Origin of the sequence: Rhodococcoides navarretei (assembly GCF_038069675.1) — a bacterium.
In the GTDB taxonomy this organism is placed as follows: domain Bacteria; phylum Actinomycetota; class Actinomycetes; order Mycobacteriales; family Mycobacteriaceae; genus Rhodococcoides; species Rhodococcoides navarretei.
In genome coordinates, this window is the sequence record NZ_JBBPCN010000001.1 from 411,922 (window position 1) to 426,752 (window position 14,831).

Here is a 14,831-nt window from a genome sequence, read left to right on the forward strand (position 1 = left end):
AATCCGGATTGCGCGAACTGTCGCAATCAGCCGAACACCGCGGAACAAAGCTGTCAATCGACCAGCGATCTGCTAGCTGAGCTGTGCAGATAGAGTAGACAGTTGGCCGAGTAGCTATACAATTCGCCTAGAAACTAACGAGGTGCTACATGGACTCCGCATTGGACGAACTGGATCGAGCATTGCTCGCTGCGCTGCAGGACAATTCGAGGATCGGCGTGCTCGAGCTGTCGCGAACGCTCGGTGTGGCACGCGCGACGGTGTCGGCCCGTCTGCAGCGACTCGAAGACACCGGCGTCATCACGGGCTACCATCCTCGAATTGGCTTGGCTGCAGCCGGTTACGGCGTGCAGGCGTTCGTCACGTTGGAGATCGCTCAAGGCGCACTTGGCGACGTGGTCGCCACTTTGGAGCAGATACCCGGTGTGCTGGAAGCCTTCGCGACAACCGGTGCCGGTGATGTGCTGTGTCGAGTCGCAGCGGCGTCCCACGACGATCTGCAACGAACTCTGATCGTGCTCAACCAATCTCGGACCATAGCGCGGTCGACCAGTGTGGTGGTGCTGTCGGAACTGGTCGAATTTCGCACGATGCCGTTGCTGAACACCGCAGAGCTGGATCGCGCACCGAAGGCTCCGGCGTATCGCGACTCGCACACGAAACGGTAGGCGGGCTGGCGGAGGATCGTCGATTCTCCCAATTCGACACGTGTGGAACGAAGACTGGATAGAGTTCTTTTCAGACCGAACGATCGGTTGTGAACATGCTCCCTGCACGAAGTCAAATGTGCGGTATGCGCCGCACGGCACCCCTTGTCTCGAGGAGATTCGGTCATGAACAGAACCGCCACGCTCTCGTCTACCCTGACCGCCGCCGGGATGGCGCTCTGCGTGGGCGTGCTCGGTGCCTGCAGCGGGTCGAGCGACGCTGGCGAGGCCATGGAGTCACCCGCAGCCACGTCGAGGCTGGATTCTGTACTCGAGAGTGGAACGCTGAAAGTGTGCACGACAGGTGATTATCGACCGTATTCGTACCTCGACCCCACCACCCAGGAATACGAGGGAATCGACATCACGATGGTCGAGGACCTTGCCTCCCGGATGGATGTGAAGGTCGAATACGTGCAAACTACGTGGCCGAACCTCAGTCAGGACTTTCTCGACCAGTGCGATATCGCGGTGGGAGGCGTTACTGTATCGACGGACCGTGCTGCGATAGCCTTTTTCTCGTCGGCCACCGTGGAGGATGGAAAGACGCCGATCACGTTGTGCACCAACGTCGACAAGTACGACACGATCGACGAGATCAACCGGGCAGGAGTCCGGTCGATCACCCCGCCCGGTGCGACCAACGAGAAGTTCGCCGAAGCGAATTACCCGAACGGTGAGATCATTCGGTTCGCGGACAACAACGCCATCTTCGATGAAATCATCGCCGGCCGCGCCGATGTCATGACCACGGACGCGTCGGAAACCCTGTGGGTGCAGAACGAACACCCCGAACTGTGTGCTGTTCATCCCGACAACCCGTTCACGCACACACAGAAGGCATACATGCTTCCACGCGGAGACGGTGTGATGCAGCAGTACGTCGACAGTTGGCTCTCGATCGCGGAGCGTGATGGCACGTTCGATGCGGCCAAGAAGCCATGGTGGGGCTGACCGCGAGATAGCGACTCTCAGGCCGACAAGATCCGGCCACGGACGTCACCGAAGCCGATTCGCGATCCATTCGGCCCCGGAGCGCTGGCGGCAATGACCACCTCGTCGCCGTCTTCGAGGAACGTTCGAGTGTCGGCACCGAGCGACACCGGTTCCGCTCCACCCCAGGTCAATTCGATGAACGCGCCGCGCTGGTTCTTCTCCGGCCCGGAGATGGTGCCCGAGGCGAACAGATCGCCGGTTCGCGATGTCGCACCGTTGACGGTCTCGTGCGCCAGCATCTGAGCGGGGGACCAGTACATCGCACTGTAGGGCGGGTGGGACACGACGTGGCCGTTCCACGCGACCGTCAGGTCGATATCCAAAGCCCACGAACGAGATTCGCGGAGGTACTCGAGCGGCTCGGGATCCTGCACCGGCGTCGAGGTTCGCGCCTGCTCCAGAGCGAGCAAGGGCACCACCCAGGGCGAGATGGACGTCGCGAAACTCTTACCGAGGTTCGGCCCCAGCGGCACGTACTCCCAGGCCTGGATGTCGCGAGCCGACCAGTCGTTGACGATGACGGCACCGAAGACATGCTCGGAAAACTCATCCGGTGATATCGGACCATCCGCCGGAACGCCGACGACGAAGCCCATCTCCGCCTCGATGTCCAGTCGCCGACTAGGGCCGAAGGTGGGCGACGCCTCGTCGGGTGCCTTGCGTTGACCGCACGGCCGCCTGACGTCGGCACCGGAGACGACAACCGTGCCGGCCCGGCCGTGATACGCAACGGGTAGGTGCTTCCAATTCGGTAGCAGCGGTTCGGCATCGGGACGAAAGAGTCGGCCGAGGTTGGACGCGTGGTGCTCGGAGGCGTAGAAGTCCACGTAGTCGGCCACCTCGAACGGCAGGTGCATCGTCACATCGGAAACCGAGACGATTGCTTCCGCGGGGGTCGTGCCACTGACGATCATGGCGGTGACGGACTCGCGGACCTCGACCCAGCGGCTTCGTCCGCGGGCCATGAATGCATTGAGGCTGGATGAGGAAAAATCGGGATCATTCAAAGCCGCAGAAAGATCGATCACGTTGTTGCCGTAGCGAACTCCGACACGAGCGTCCGTGCCCGGAGTGCTGAAGATGCCGTAGGGCAGGTTGTCGATTCCGAACTCGGAATCGGCGGGGATGTCGATGTGCGTCATGGACGGCGCGCTCCTTGGTTCACAGAGGTGGGACGAGTCCGAGGCGGACGAGATCGTCCAGGGGTTCACGGATGCTGCAGGTGCCGAACGATGCGAAGGCGCGTTGGCCCTCGATCCCGGCGACGAGCCCGGCGAGGACGTCGGCATCTCGAATCGCCAGTATCTTCTCGAGCTCACCGACGCGAGCGCCGCTGTGCGCGGCTTCGGCCGCAAGGATCACGTTGAGGAAACCGTGCTGCTCGAATCCGCTGTCGGGATCGGTATTACGGGCAGCATGGTGCAGACCCGCGGTGGCTTTGAAGTGGACCTCGCGCCGTGCCGCCTCGTAGATGGACGCAGCGAGTTCCCGTTCGTCCGGATACTGGTCGGCCGTGACGCCGCCGGTCCTGAATTTGGCGCGATACCCGAACTCGTCGACGGCGTCGAAGATGTCGTCTCGTCGGTCATCTCGGGGGATCTCGACGTAGATGTCGAGGTCCTGAGTGATGGTGCGCAGGGCATCGATGTTCGTGCCTTCGGGGACGGCGACTTCGATGGATACCACCGTCACGCCAGCGGTGCGGTCGGCGGCGCGTAGGCCTGCCTCCACGGTGCCGGGGCCGGCAGGTGCGGTCAACGCCACTTCCATCCGAGCACCCAGGTCCAGCTCGTTCACCCGATCCATCGGAACGACCAGCGGGCCGACAAGGTCTGCGAAGGCACTGGCCCGGTGCTCGAGGTGTTGGCGCACAGCAACATCGAGCGGCGCGTCACCGGGAGGGAAGACAGCGGCGTCGTCGCACAGGCGATGGAAGAACTTCGGGATCATCGGTTCGGCCCCCGGCCGGCCCAGGTCCACGCGTATCCAGCGTCCTCGCACGCGAGAGCGCCCTCGCCGAGTTCGAGCGGACGGAAGGTATCGACCATGACGGCCAGTTCGTCGAAGAACTCGGCACCGATACTGCGTTCGTACGCTCCTGGTTGCGGCCCATGAGCGTGACCGCCCGGATGTACCGAGATGGAACCCTGGCCGATTCCGGAACCCTTACGGGCCTCGTAGTCGCCGCCGACGTAGAACATGATTTCGTCGGAGTCGACATTGGAATGGTAGTACGGCACCGGGATTGCCAGTGGGTGGTAGTCGACCTTGCGCGGAACGAAATTACAGATCACGAAGTTGGCCCCCTCGAATGCCTGATGTGCCGGCGGTGGTTGATGCACACGGCCGGTGAGTGGTTCGTAGTCGGAGATGTTGAACGTGTACGGGTACAGGCAGCCATCCCAGCCCACTACGTCGAACGGATGGTTGGGGTAGACGAATCGGGTTCCGACAATGCCCGTCGAACCGCGATGTTTGACAAGCACTTCCACGTCGCTGCCGTCGGTGAGTAGAGGCTCGGTGGGGCCGTGCAGATCGCGTTCACAGTAGGGAGCGTTTTCGAGCAACTGGCCGTACTTCGACAGGAAGCGCTTCGGCGGCGCGATGTGACTGTTGGCCTCGACGGCATAGGCGCGAACTGGACCGTCGGGAATCCAACGGTGCGTCGTCGCGCGCGGAATGAGAACGTAGTCACCCTGCCGTGCCTGCAGCGCCCCGAATACCGTTTCCACGGTGGCAGAACCGGATTCGATGTAGACCATTTCGTCACCGATCGAATTGCGATACAGCGGTGAGGTTTTCGAGGCAACGACGTAGGACAGTCTGACGTCGGCATTGCCGAGGACGAGGCGTCGTCCGGTGACCACGTCGGTGTCGGCAACAACGGACTCCGGAAACAGGTCGTGCAATTTCAGATGTCGGGGCTTGAGCGGATGATTGGGAGTGGTCGAGTGATCGGGGAGGTCCCAGACCGTGGCGTCGACGATGGCCGACGGTATGTGGCGGTGGTACAGCAGGGACGAGTCCGAGGAGAAGCCCTCTTCGCCCATCAGCTCCTCGTAGTAGAGATTGCCGTCCGGCGTTCGGTGCTGGGTGTGCCGCTTCGGCGGTATCGATCCGAGCTGCCGGTAGTAGGCCACGTCGTCGCTCCTGTGCTCTGTTCAGGCTTGTAATAAATACATTAACTACTTTGACGTGATCTACGCAACCATCAGTTGCGTCCCCGGACGTCGAACTGGCTGCGGTGAGTGATGAGTTTGGTCAACAGCATCACCAGGATCCGCTGTTCGGGTTCGGTGAGCGCACTGGCCCACGCGTTCTCCCGTTCGTTCTGTTCGGCGAACGCCTCGACCATCTCGTCGTGCCCCTGCGCGGTGAGGGCAAGGCGCACCGAACGCCCGTCCTTCTCGTCGGGCGTACTGGCGAGCAGGCCGCCGGTGATGAGTGTCTTGGACAGGTTGGACACGGCCGCGCGGCTCATACCGGTCAGTTCGGCGGCTCGTCGGGGTTCGATCGGGCCTGCCAGCCACGTCACGAACATCAGTCGAAACGACGACCACGACCAGCCTCGGGGGCGATGAACCGTCGCTTCCAAGTCGTAGGTGACGATGTTCGACGCCCGGTTGAGCGTCAGCAGAACCTCGGTGGCCAGCTGATGCTCGAACCCGTAGTCCCGGGCCAGCGTGGTGTTGGCGGTCTCGATGAACGACCAGAAGTCGGGCTCGGGTGCGTCGGTCACGGATTTACTGTAACCACGAACTCATCTGATCAACACCTTTATTACTTCGGTACGCGCGATTCGTCTCTCTTCCAGGAGGGTTCATGATGGACTCATGAGCTCGAAGAACCTGTTCGGTGGCCCACGGACCCTGCTGATCGTGGCAGCGGTGGTCGTCGTGATCGCACTCGTCGCTGCCGCCGCGACGCTGATCGTCCGTGCCGTGCTCGGACCACCCGAGGGCGAGAACAAGTTCGAGATTCAGGGCTACGCCGTCGTGCAGATCGATCCCCAGGTCAGCGACCTCGCGCTCGCCACACGCTAGCCGACTCCGCGGCGACCTGAGGGTCGTGTGTCTGCTGAAAGTTTCGCCCGCCGCGCGCGAATGTCCGAAGCGTGGCGGCGGGTACCTCGTGCTCGGGAATCGGCTCGCTCGTCCACTCGCAGTTCCGTACGAAGATCATGTTCGACAACACCGCGTCGGCGCTGCGATCTTCCCGCAGTGGGCCGGAAATTCGGCCGAGAAAGAACTCGCCGCTCTCGGTACGCGTCCAGACGAAAGATCCGTCCGGGACCTGCTCGAAGCGCTCGACGCGTCGTAGCGATCGTTCGTCGTCGGCCGACATGCCGCAGAGTCCGTAGGTGAGGGCGCGCTCGACACCGTTCGGCATGGGAGCGCGATAGACGGCGTCCGGCATACAGCCGAGCGTAGCGATGCTGGCTGGAATGCCCGATCGGTGCTAACTTGAAGGTTCAACCTAGGCACTTCGAAGGACCCGCCATGACATCCGTGATCAACCCGCCGGTCGCGGGCGCAGCGTTCGACGCATTTCTCGCCGACACAGCACCCGTGAGCCGGTCGCAGCAGATGTGGACCCCGAACGATGGTCCGATGCCTGCCCTCTACATCAGCCACGGTGCACCCCCGGTCTTCGACGACGCGCTCTGGATGAACGAACTCTTCACCTGGTCGCAGTCGATGCCCAAGCCGAAGGCGATTCTCATCGTCAGCGCGCACTGGGAAGAGGCCCCGCTGAGCCTGTCCGCATCGGCGGCCGCAACTCCGCTGGTCTACGACTTCGGCGGATTCGCGCAACGCTACTTCTCGATGGAATACCGGACGCCCGACGCCGAGGTCTTGGCTGCTCGCATTGCCGCGGCCATCCCGGCGTCGGAGAACCTGCACCGCCACACCTCACGCGGACTCGATCACGGTGCCTGGGTGCCGCTGAAGGTGATGTACCCGTACGCCGATGTTCCCGTTCTGCAGTTGAGCCTGCCGACGCATGCCCCCGACCGGCTGATGGCGATAGGCGTTGCGCTGAAGGAACTTCGAGCCGAAGGGGTGTTGGTCATCGGTTCGGGTTTCATGACGCACGGACTGCCGTTCCTGTCGCGGGAGAACTTCGTGACCAACACAGTGCCGACATGGTCCGAGGACTTCGATCTCTGGGCCGCGGACGCGTTGTCCCGCGGTGACGTCGACACCTTGGCGGACTTCCGTAGCGCCGCGCCGGGAATGCCCTATGCCCACCCCACCGTCGAACATTTCACTCCGCTGTTCGTGACCCTCGGTGCTGCCGAAAATCCCGAGGCGCCGGTTACCACGGCGATCACCGGCTTCCAGTTCGGCTTGGCGAAGCGGTCGTTCTCGGTCGTGTGACGGTTGGACGCAGCCGGTCGCAATTGGAACAGATTCACTTCTGAATTCTTTTCGAGCCGGGGATTGTTATCCACGCCACTTCGCTCTACAGTTCTCAGCACCATCTCGGACATCGGTGTCCAAGATGGCCGGATGCGCTACGAACTGTCGCCGGGCGCGCCTCCTGTGGACCCCGTTGTCCGGCGCGAAGGAGTACAGCCGTGTCTTCTGCCCGATCTTGGACGCTGCGGGTAGCGATCAGCCTGGTGACCGCGGCCGCAGCCGTTGCCGCGATGACCACCCCCGCTGCCGCTGCACCCGAGGCGAGCGATTCGCCCGAGGTGACGGTTCAGCCACCGTTGGCACCGTTCACCTGGCCGAAGATTCCGGAGTTCGACACCGACTTCTACCTTCCGCCCGCCGACGTGGTGGCCGCAGCCGCGCCAGGCCAGATCATCGCTGCACGGCCCGTCGAGCTGGCCACCCTCAACGTCATTCCCACTCAGGTCGACGCGTGGCAGTTGTCGTTCCGGTCCAACAACGGACGCGACGAGCCGATAGCTGCGGTGACCACGGTCATCAAGCCCCGCGGCGTGCCTGCGGCACCGCGGCCGCTGATCTCCATCCAGCTGGCCGAGGATTCACTCGCTGCGTACTGCGCGCCCTCGTATGCGATGCGTGCGGGCGCGATTCCCTGGCCGGTGACCGGCGCGGTGACGTCGGGTGCTCAATTCCTCGAGGTGCAGGCAGCGTTGGCCCAAGGATGGGCGGTGTCGGTACCCGATCATCAAGGCCCGAACAACTCGTTCGCCGCAGGGCCGGTCGCCGGTCGGATCACCCTCGACGGCATCCGAGCGGCCGAGAACTTCGCGCCGATGCAGCTGGCCGGTCAGGCCACCAAGGTGGGGATGAGCGGCTACTCCGGCGGCGCGATAGCCACCGGACATGCAGCCGAACTGGCTGGAAGTTACGCTCCCGAGCTCGATATCGTCGGAGTCACCGAGGGCGGCACCCCGGCCGAACTCGGGGCATTGGTCGACAATGCGAACAACACTCTGGGCTCGGGCATCGTCGCCGCCGGAATCATCGGTGCCAGTCGCGAAGATCCCGAGTTGGCCGGCTTCATCGACGAACACATCGACCCGTTCGGCAGGGCGTTGTTCGCAGCCAAGGACAATCTCTGTGTCGGCTACTCGTCAGCGCTGCTGCCGTTCGTCAATCTCAAAGGCTTCCTCCACACCGACGGGGACCCGATTCAACAACCAGTGGTGAAGAAGGCCCTGTCTGCGATGCAGCTCGGTGGCACCACTCCGAACATGCCGCTCTACGTCTACCATTCCAACCCGGATTGGCTGGTGCCGATCGGACCGGTCAACACGATGGTCGACTCGTACTGCAGCCGTCCCGGTGCCGATGTCACGTACACCCGCGATCACTTCAGCGAGCACATCACCCTGGAGCTGATCGCCTTTCCGAGCGCGGTCTTGTGGATGCGCGACCGATTCGCCGGTGTTCCGGTGGAACCGGGTTGCCGAACCAACGATGTCGGCTCGATGGCGCTCGACACGCGTGCACACCCGCTCTTCGTCGATGCTGTAGGCGAGATAATCGCAGGCCTGTTCGGTAAGCCGATCGGGTCGTGATGGAACCCAACGTCGACGGGGCTGCGAACGGTCTGTCGCCTGTAGACTCCCTCGGTGACTGTCGCCGATGATCAGGGCCGCATCTACGCCGGACAATCCTCCTCTGCTCGGAAAGCCGATCGTCGTGCACGGTTCTTGCAGGCCGGAATCGAGGTCATCGGGGTACGCGGCTACGCAGCCACCTCGGTGTCGGATATCTGCGTTGCTGCCGGTCTGGCACGCAGCCAGTTCTACAGTGCGTTCGCCAACCGTGAGGCGCTGCTCGTGGACGTCTACGACCTGATCCAAGACGATGCGCTGGCCGCCGTCGTGGCCGCCCTCGACGATCAGGTCGACCGAGATCGTCGCGCCCTGGTCGTTGCCGCGATGACGGCCCTGGTGGGATCGATCGGAAACGATCCACGCCGAGCGCGGATTTCCTATCTGGAGATGTTGGGTGTCAGCGATGCCGTCGAACAGCACCGGGCGCGCCGTCGTGCACAGTGGGTGGAGTTCTTCGAGAACACCCTGCGTTCGGAAGTCGGTCCCGACTTTGTTCCCCCGGGTGGATACCGTTCGGCTGCAACGGCATTCCTCGGAGCGCTCACCGAGATCGTCTCCGACTGGTCCCGTACCGCTCCTCCTCGCCCACCCATCGAGCAGATCGTGGAGACGATGGTTGCCGTCCTGGGAGCGTTCGTTCCGGACCTGACCTGATCCGCAGCCTGTCGCGCAATACAGTGGACCGATGACGAATGCCACCGGTCCACTCGAAGGGCTCGTCGTCGCGGATTTCTCGCGCGTACTCGCAGGCCCGTACGCGACGATGATGCTCGGCGACATGGGTGCCGAGGTCATCAAGATCGAGCGGCCCGGCACCGGCGACGACACCCGTTCGTGGGGTCCGCCGTACGACTCCGCCGGTACAGCAACGTATTTCAACTCCGTCAACCGCAACAAGACCTCGCGTGTCATCGACCTGCAGTCCGAGGCCGGCTGCGCCGAGGCACGTGAGATCGTCGCGGGCGCGGACATCCTGATCGAGAACTTCCGAGCCGGTGCGATGGACCGGCTGGGGCTGGGTTACTCGACGCTCTCGCACACGAACCCCGGTCTGATCTACTGCTCGATCACCGGATTCGGTACCGGTGGAGGTGCAGCGCTGCCGGGATACGACCTGGTGGTCCAGGCGGTCGGCGGGTTGATGAGCGTCACTGGTTCCGATGCCTCGTCTCCCACGAAAGTGGGTGTGGCGATGGTCGACATCGTCACCGGACTCCACGCGCTCAGCGGAATCCTTGCCGCACTGCATCATCGAACGAACACCGGTGCGGGCCAGCAGGTACATACCTCGCTGATGGCGTCGGTGCTGTCCGCGTTGAGCAACCAGTCGGCGGCCTATCTCGGAGCAGGCGTCGTGCCCGTGCCGATGGGTAACAAGCATCCCTCGCTCGTGCCGTACGAAGTGTTCGAGACTGCCGATCGCCCGCTGGCGCTGGCGGTGGGAAACGATCGGCAGTTCCAGGCATTGGTCGAAGTGCTGGGTACCCCGGATATGGCTGCGGATCACCGTTTCTCGTCCAATTCGGCGCGCGTCGAACATCGAGATCTGCTGGTCGACACCCTGAACTCGGCGTTGCAGACGCGTACCGCCGACGAATGGTATCGAGAACTGATGGCCCGCAACGTTCCCGCAGGGCCGGTCAATTCCATCGAGGAGGCGTTCGCGTTCGCGGAATCGCTGGGGCTCGAACCGCGGGTCCAGGTTCCGGGAGCCGCGTCCGACGGCGTCCGTAATCCTCTGGACTTCTCGGCGACGCCGGTGAACTATCGCTTGCCGCCACCGCAAGCCGGATAGTCGACCTGCAACTTTCGCTCCACTCCGGGACGTGAGTCGGCGGATCCCCGTCTGCAACCTCTTCAGTGGAGCAACCGTTGCAGCGGCAGCAACTCACTCCGCTAGTTCAACGCCCACTTCACCTGGACGGACACGCTGACGGTCTGCTGTCCCGGTTCGATGGGCACTGCCATGTCGAACGAAGCGGAGTCGCGAAAGCTCGTCGGTTGCTCCTGGCCGGTGATCGACTCGGTGATCGACAGAACGTCACCGAGTTCGCCGCCTGCGAGCGTCGCGTACTGCTCGGCCCGGTCGCGGGCGTCGGCGAAGGCTCTGGACCGAGCATCGGTGATCAGCTCGGAATCGTCGTCGATCTCGAAGGAGACCCCCGAGATCCGGGTCGCGTTGCCGCCGGCCGAGGTGGCGTCGCCCAGGACTGTGGATGCCGTCGACAAGTCACGCACCGTGACCTGCAGGGTGTTGGTGGCCTGATATCCGGAGATGTCCGAGGTGCCGCCCGGCAGCGCGCCGGAGTACTGCGGATCGATCGACACCTGCTGCGTCTGAATGTCCTCGCGCGCGACGCCGGCGGCAATCACCGCGTCGGTCACCTCGGCGACCGCAGTATTGGCCTGTTCGATGGCGGCGGTGACGTCCTCGGCCGTGGCCTGAACGCCGATCTGGGTGGTCAACGTATCCGGCGCTCCCTGGACTTCTCCCACGCCGTTGACGTTCACTCCGGGAGGTCCGTCCGGGGACGTGGTCGCTGGACTGCTGCAACCCGCGGTCAGGGCTGCGGCCAGCGCCAGGGCTGATACGCATGATCCGGTCATCCAACGATTTCGACTCACCGCCGTAGTGTCCACCATTGCAGGTGAATTGAAAAGGCTCAGGGCTTGCGATACTCGGCGTCGAACGTCACGATCACCTCGTCCACCACTTTCATGGCTCCGAACATCTGCGAATACGGCCTGATCTTGTAATCAGATTGCCGCACAGTGGTTTCGGACTCGATGTGCCATCGATCGCCGAGGTCGGAGGCGGTCACATCCACCGCGATCTCCCTCGAGACACCGTGTATTTCGGCCGTACCGACCAGTCGAAACCCGGAGTCGGCAGAAGTAACTTCCGACGACTGGAATCGAATGGTTGGATATCGATCGGCATCGAAGGTCTTGAGCGCGTTGCCTTTTGCCACGATCTTCTCCGGCCCGATCAGGGGTGTCAGTCCGCCCTCGCCGTGGATCACCTCGAGTGAGCCGACCTCGGCTGTCAGGGACACCGCGGCAGGTGCGTCCCCGGACCACTCGACTGTCGCAGTCCAGGATGTCACCGCAATCGTCAGACGATGGCCCATCTTGGATGCCCTTCCGGTGACATCCGTCCGAACAGCCAGCTGCCCGCCGTCCGATGCGTCGAGCGTCCAGGTCTCGGTAGTCATGCCCCGACTGTATCCGTCTCGCAGAACCGACGAAGGCACGCGGCGCAGGTGGTTAGGGTGGAGTCATGTTCTCCAATTCCCCTCGAACATTCGTCGCCGACGCCCTCCGCGGCTTCGTCGCCGCCACCGACGACGTCACCTGGCATGCCGACCCCGGATTTCTGACCCGGCGCTACCGCATCTCCGACGGTCAGGTCGCCCTGCTGTCCGGTGGCGGGTCCGGCCACGAGCCACTGCACGCTGGATTCATCGGTCGCGGCATGCTGACCGGCGCATGCCCGGGCTTGGTGTTCACCTCACCCAACGCCCTCCAGGTGCACGAGGCATCCAAGGCCGTGGACGCCGGCGGCGGGGTAGTGCATATCGTCAAGAACTACACCGGCGATGTGATGAACTTCAGCATCGCCCGAGAGTTGTTGCAGGAGGATGGCATCGTCGCGGACGTCGTTCTCGTCGACGACGACGTGGCCAGCGAGAGTGAGGACGGACCCGGTCGACGCGGCACCGCAGCGACCATCGTTGTCGAAAAGGTCTGCGGCGCAGCGGCAGAACGCGGAGACAGCCTGCAGGCGATAGTCGCGCTTGGGCGTCGAACAGCGGAGAACGCACGCAGCATGGCGGTCGCACTGAACCCGCCGACGCTGCCGGGTGCCGACGGACCGTCGTTCGACTTGGCCTCGGAGGACATCGAACTGGGCATCGGAATCCACGGGGAGCGTGGAACGGATCGGGTGCCCCGCCTGCCCGCCCAGGAGATCGTTGCGAAACTGACCGATCCCGTCGTCGAGTCCCTCGGCTTGGACTCGGGCGACTCGGTAGTCGCGGTCGTCAACGGGCTCGGGGCAACGCACCCGTTGGAGCTGCACCTGTTGTTCGGCGAACTCTCGGAGTACCTGCACGGCAAAGGGATCGAGATAGCCCGCTCGCTCGTCGGCAGTTTCGTCACCGCATTGAACATGGGCGGTGCCTCGATCACCCTCGTGCGTGCGGACGACGAGATGCTCGAACTCTGGGACGCGCCCACCGACGCACCCGGCTGGCCCAACGCTCACAGTCGTGGCGCGAAACCGGTGGCCGAACGCGGCGGATTCGGACCCACGTTCGAGCCCTCCGACACCGGGGCCGTATCGGCGTTCGTGTCGACGTGGATCGGAACGTGGGCCCAGCGCGTGCTGGACGAAGAGCCTGCTCTGACCGACTTGGACCGGAAGGCCGGCGACGGTGACTTCGGAACCAACATGGTGGCCGCCCTCGAACAACTCGATCTGGACGCTGTCAAGGAAAACTACTCGGCAGCAACGGTATTCGAGGCAGTGAGCGAGGCCTACCTGGGGCACGCGGGCGGCACGTCGGGCGCGCTGTTCGGCATCTGGTTCCGCCAGTTCTATCGGACGATGCTGGAATCCGAGCCCGATCTCGCGGCTGTCGGAAAGGCCGCCCGTGCCGGGCTCGACAGCATCACCGAACTCGGTGGAGCCCGGGTGGGCGACAAGACGATGGTCGACGCCATCGCCCCTGCCGTCGATGCGCTCGAGAAGGACGGCGGCACCCTGCAGAATGCAGCCGACGCCGCGAAGGCCGGAGCCGAATCGACGAAGGACATCACCGCCAACCGCGGCCGCGCCAGCTATGTCGGTGAGGCCGCGCGAGGCGTCGTGGATCCGGGTGCGCTGGTCTTGGCCTGGTTCTTCGAGGCCGCAGCAGGTGCCCTCTAGCCGAGCGAGTTGACGAACACCGCGGCGATCGCTTCGAGGCCGGCCTGATCGTCGGCGTCGAAGCGGTCCGGCACGGGGCTGTCCAGGTCGAACACCCCGATCAGGGTCTCGCCCTGGTACAGCGGTACGACCACCTCGGAGCGAGTGTCGGCGTCGCACGCAATGTGGCCGGGGAAGGCATGGACGTCGGCGACTCGTTGTGTTTCGCGGGTGCTCGCCGCCGCGCCACAGACGCCCTTGTCCAGAGCGATGCGCACGCAGGCGGGCTGACCCTGAAACGGCCCGACCACCAGTTCGGTGCCGTCGTACAGGTAGAAGCCGACCCAATTGACCTCGGGCAGAGCGTGATACACCAGCGCAGAGAGATTGGCTGCGTTGGCGATCAGGTTCGATTCCTCGTATACGAGGCCACGGGCCTGCTCGGTGAGCTGCTCGTACTGCTCTACCTTGGAACCGGTCAGTTCGGTCGCGGTGAAAGACATGCGCCGAGTCTAAGCGCACACCCCAGCACCACCAGATACGCCGACATGCCGCCCACCTGAACCCGTTGCGCGATGCCGAGGCCGTGGTTACCGGGCAGATTGTCGGCGATCAGTAGCCATGCGGTGGCCAGCGTCGTGACAGCCAGTACTGCGACACCGAGCGTCCGAAGCAGGGGATAGACCCCATAGCGGAACGCGGCGAGCGTGAACGCGATCATGACCGTGAAGATCGCGAACACTGCGACGGAGCTGGTGAGTGCGTGCAGATGATGAAGTTGCGGAAACAATCCGCTCGGCTCGATCGGGCAACTCGGATCGTCGGCCGCCACACACTCGAGGGGGAGTTTCGCGTCGGCGATGGTGGCGATACCGAAGGTGCCCGACGCCACCCAGCCGGTGACGAAAAGCCGTCGACGCGGGGTTGCCAGGAAGCCGAGAACCGCGGCGAGAATAATCAGCGAACCCGTGACGACGTCTGCGGTGGAGAAGAATTCGCGGTACGGCTGATCGCGGGCGTCGAGTTGGCTGAGGAACGACGTGGCTGGGTCGAGACCGGTGTCGAGGAAGAACTCGGCCACCCACGCGGAATACAGCAGTCCGGCGAGGATCGAGCAGATCGCCACCACTCTGCGGCGGATATCCACGCCTTCGGATCTCGAACGCACCGACCA

Annotated in this window: 17 protein-coding genes; 8 read left to right on the forward strand and 9 right to left on the reverse strand. The window is 63.7% G+C overall.

Annotated features, from left to right (window positions below):
- Nucleotides 1-149: 149 nt before the first annotated feature.
- Nucleotides 150-668: an Lrp/AsnC family transcriptional regulator gene (locus tag AABD04_RS01985; RefSeq protein WP_341440042.1), complete on the forward strand. Its 519-nt coding sequence runs from the start codon at nt 150-152 to the stop codon at nt 666-668.
- Between the two features lie 165 nt (nt 669-833).
- Nucleotides 834-1,661, forward strand: a complete 828-nt coding sequence (locus AABD04_RS01990) for a transporter substrate-binding domain-containing protein (protein ID WP_341440043.1) — start codon at nt 834-836, stop codon at nt 1,659-1,661.
- Nucleotides 1,662-1,678: 17 nt separating this feature from the next.
- On the opposite strand, the gene fahA is transcribed toward AABD04_RS01990, so the two are convergent.
- From fahA to AABD04_RS02010, 4 genes are all read right to left on the reverse strand, one after another.
- Complete coding sequence (gene fahA / locus AABD04_RS01995) at nt 1,679-2,845, reverse strand: fumarylacetoacetase (RefSeq protein WP_341440044.1); 1,167 nt, start codon at nt 2,843-2,845, stop codon at nt 1,679-1,681.
- Between the two features lie 19 nt (nt 2,846-2,864).
- Nucleotides 2,865-3,653: a hypothetical protein gene (locus AABD04_RS02000; RefSeq protein ID WP_341440045.1), complete on the reverse strand. Its 789-nt coding sequence runs from the start codon at nt 3,651-3,653 to the stop codon at nt 2,865-2,867.
- The gene (locus AABD04_RS02005) at nt 3,650-4,843 is read right to left on the reverse strand and encodes a homogentisate 1,2-dioxygenase (protein WP_341440046.1); all 1,194 of its coding nucleotides are present in this window, start codon (nt 4,841-4,843) and stop codon (nt 3,650-3,652) included. The genes AABD04_RS02000 and AABD04_RS02005 overlap by 4 nt, the downstream gene beginning before the upstream one ends.
- 71 nt (nt 4,844-4,914) lie before the next feature.
- Complete coding sequence (locus AABD04_RS02010) at nt 4,915-5,442, reverse strand: MarR family winged helix-turn-helix transcriptional regulator (protein ID WP_341440047.1); 528 nt, start codon at nt 5,440-5,442, stop codon at nt 4,915-4,917.
- 94 nt (nt 5,443-5,536) lie between these two features.
- Between AABD04_RS02010 and AABD04_RS02015 the strand changes: the two genes are divergently transcribed.
- Nucleotides 5,537-5,746 (forward strand): hypothetical protein, encoded by a 210-nt coding sequence (locus AABD04_RS02015; RefSeq protein WP_243594328.1) that lies wholly within the window; start codon nt 5,537-5,539, stop codon nt 5,744-5,746.
- Here the strand turns inward: AABD04_RS02015 and AABD04_RS02020 are convergent.
- Entirely contained in the window at nt 5,718-6,119 is a 402-nt protein-coding gene (locus AABD04_RS02020; RefSeq protein WP_341440048.1) for a GAF domain-containing protein, read from the reverse strand. The two genes, AABD04_RS02015 and AABD04_RS02020, sit on opposite strands and share 29 nt — an antisense overlap.
- An 83-nt stretch (nt 6,120-6,202) precedes the next feature.
- Here AABD04_RS02020 and AABD04_RS02025 point away from each other — a divergent pair, with 83 nt between their 5' ends.
- The 4 genes from AABD04_RS02025 to AABD04_RS02040 all read left to right on the forward strand — a co-directional run bounded on the left by AABD04_RS02025 (nt 6,203) and on the right by AABD04_RS02040 (nt 10,543).
- Nucleotides 6,203-7,084: a dioxygenase family protein gene (locus tag AABD04_RS02025; RefSeq protein WP_341440049.1), complete on the forward strand. Its 882-nt coding sequence runs from the start codon at nt 6,203-6,205 to the stop codon at nt 7,082-7,084.
- A gap of 272 nt (nt 7,085-7,356) precedes the next feature.
- Nucleotides 7,357-8,706 carry a lipase family protein gene (locus AABD04_RS02030; protein WP_341442933.1) on the forward strand — a complete coding sequence of 450 codons (1,350 nt, stop codon included), beginning with the start codon at nt 7,357-7,359 and terminating at the stop codon, nt 8,704-8,706.
- 54 nt (nt 8,707-8,760) lie between these two features.
- Complete coding sequence (locus AABD04_RS02035; protein ID WP_243594325.1) at nt 8,761-9,402, forward strand: TetR/AcrR family transcriptional regulator; 642 nt, start codon at nt 8,761-8,763, stop codon at nt 9,400-9,402.
- 31 nt (nt 9,403-9,433) lie between these two features.
- A complete protein-coding gene (locus tag AABD04_RS02040; protein ID WP_341440050.1) occupies nt 9,434-10,543 on the forward strand; it encodes a CaiB/BaiF CoA transferase family protein in 1,110 nt (369 codons plus the stop codon).
- Between the two features lie 101 nt (nt 10,544-10,644).
- On the opposite strand, the gene AABD04_RS02045 is transcribed toward AABD04_RS02040, so the two are convergent.
- Both AABD04_RS02045 and AABD04_RS02050 read right to left on the reverse strand, forming a co-directional pair.
- On the reverse strand, nt 10,645-11,373 hold the full coding sequence (locus AABD04_RS02045) for an SIMPL domain-containing protein (RefSeq protein WP_341440051.1): 729 nt from the start codon (nt 11,371-11,373) through the stop codon (nt 10,645-10,647).
- 38 nt (nt 11,374-11,411) lie between these two features.
- Nucleotides 11,412-11,963: a YceI family protein gene (locus AABD04_RS02050; protein WP_341440052.1), complete on the reverse strand. Its 552-nt coding sequence runs from the start codon at nt 11,961-11,963 to the stop codon at nt 11,412-11,414.
- Between the two features lie 65 nt (nt 11,964-12,028).
- Between AABD04_RS02050 and AABD04_RS02055 the strand changes: the two genes are divergently transcribed.
- Nucleotides 12,029-13,678 (forward strand): dihydroxyacetone kinase family protein, encoded by a 1,650-nt coding sequence (locus AABD04_RS02055; protein ID WP_341440053.1) that lies wholly within the window; start codon nt 12,029-12,031, stop codon nt 13,676-13,678.
- Here AABD04_RS02055 and AABD04_RS02060 read toward each other — a convergent pair.
- Nucleotides 13,675-14,160, reverse strand: coding sequence for a GAF domain-containing protein (locus AABD04_RS02060; protein WP_341440054.1), 486 nt, complete (start codon nt 14,158-14,160; stop codon nt 13,675-13,677). The genes AABD04_RS02055 and AABD04_RS02060 overlap by 4 nt on opposite strands.
- Complete coding sequence (locus tag AABD04_RS02065) at nt 14,136-14,825, reverse strand: DUF998 domain-containing protein (protein WP_341440055.1); 690 nt, start codon at nt 14,823-14,825, stop codon at nt 14,136-14,138. The genes AABD04_RS02060 and AABD04_RS02065 overlap by 25 nt, the downstream gene beginning before the upstream one ends.
- Nucleotides 14,826-14,831: the final 6 nt, after the last annotated feature.

Bases quoted from the DNA above. Each gene is read 5' to 3' on its own strand.
- AABD04_RS01985 (WP_341440042.1), top strand. From the start codon at position 150: ATGGACTCCGCATTGGACGAACTGGATCGAGCATTGCTCGCTGCGCTG.
- AABD04_RS01990 (WP_341440043.1), top strand. From the start codon at position 834: ATGAACAGAACCGCCACGCTCTCGTCTACCCTGACCGCCGCCGGGATG.
- fahA (WP_341440044.1), bottom strand. From the start codon at position 2,845: ATGACGCACATCGACATCCCCGCCGATTCCGAGTTCGGAATCGACAAC.
- AABD04_RS02000 (WP_341440045.1), bottom strand. From the start codon at position 3,653: ATGATCCCGAAGTTCTTCCATCGCCTGTGCGACGACGCCGCTGTCTTC.
- AABD04_RS02015 (WP_243594328.1), top strand. From the start codon at position 5,537: ATGAGCTCGAAGAACCTGTTCGGTGGCCCACGGACCCTGCTGATCGTG.
- AABD04_RS02020 (WP_341440048.1), bottom strand. From the start codon at position 6,119: ATGCCGGACGCCGTCTATCGCGCTCCCATGCCGAACGGTGTCGAGCGC.
- AABD04_RS02025 (WP_341440049.1), top strand. From the start codon at position 6,203: ATGACATCCGTGATCAACCCGCCGGTCGCGGGCGCAGCGTTCGACGCA.
- AABD04_RS02030 (WP_341442933.1), top strand. From the start codon at position 7,357: ATGACCACCCCCGCTGCCGCTGCACCCGAGGCGAGCGATTCGCCCGAG.
- AABD04_RS02040 (WP_341440050.1), top strand. From the start codon at position 9,434: ATGACGAATGCCACCGGTCCACTCGAAGGGCTCGTCGTCGCGGATTTC.
- AABD04_RS02050 (WP_341440052.1), bottom strand. From the start codon at position 11,963: ATGACTACCGAGACCTGGACGCTCGACGCATCGGACGGCGGGCAGCTG.
- AABD04_RS02055 (WP_341440053.1), top strand. From the start codon at position 12,029: ATGTTCTCCAATTCCCCTCGAACATTCGTCGCCGACGCCCTCCGCGGC.
- AABD04_RS02060 (WP_341440054.1), bottom strand. From the start codon at position 14,160: ATGTCTTTCACCGCGACCGAACTGACCGGTTCCAAGGTAGAGCAGTAC.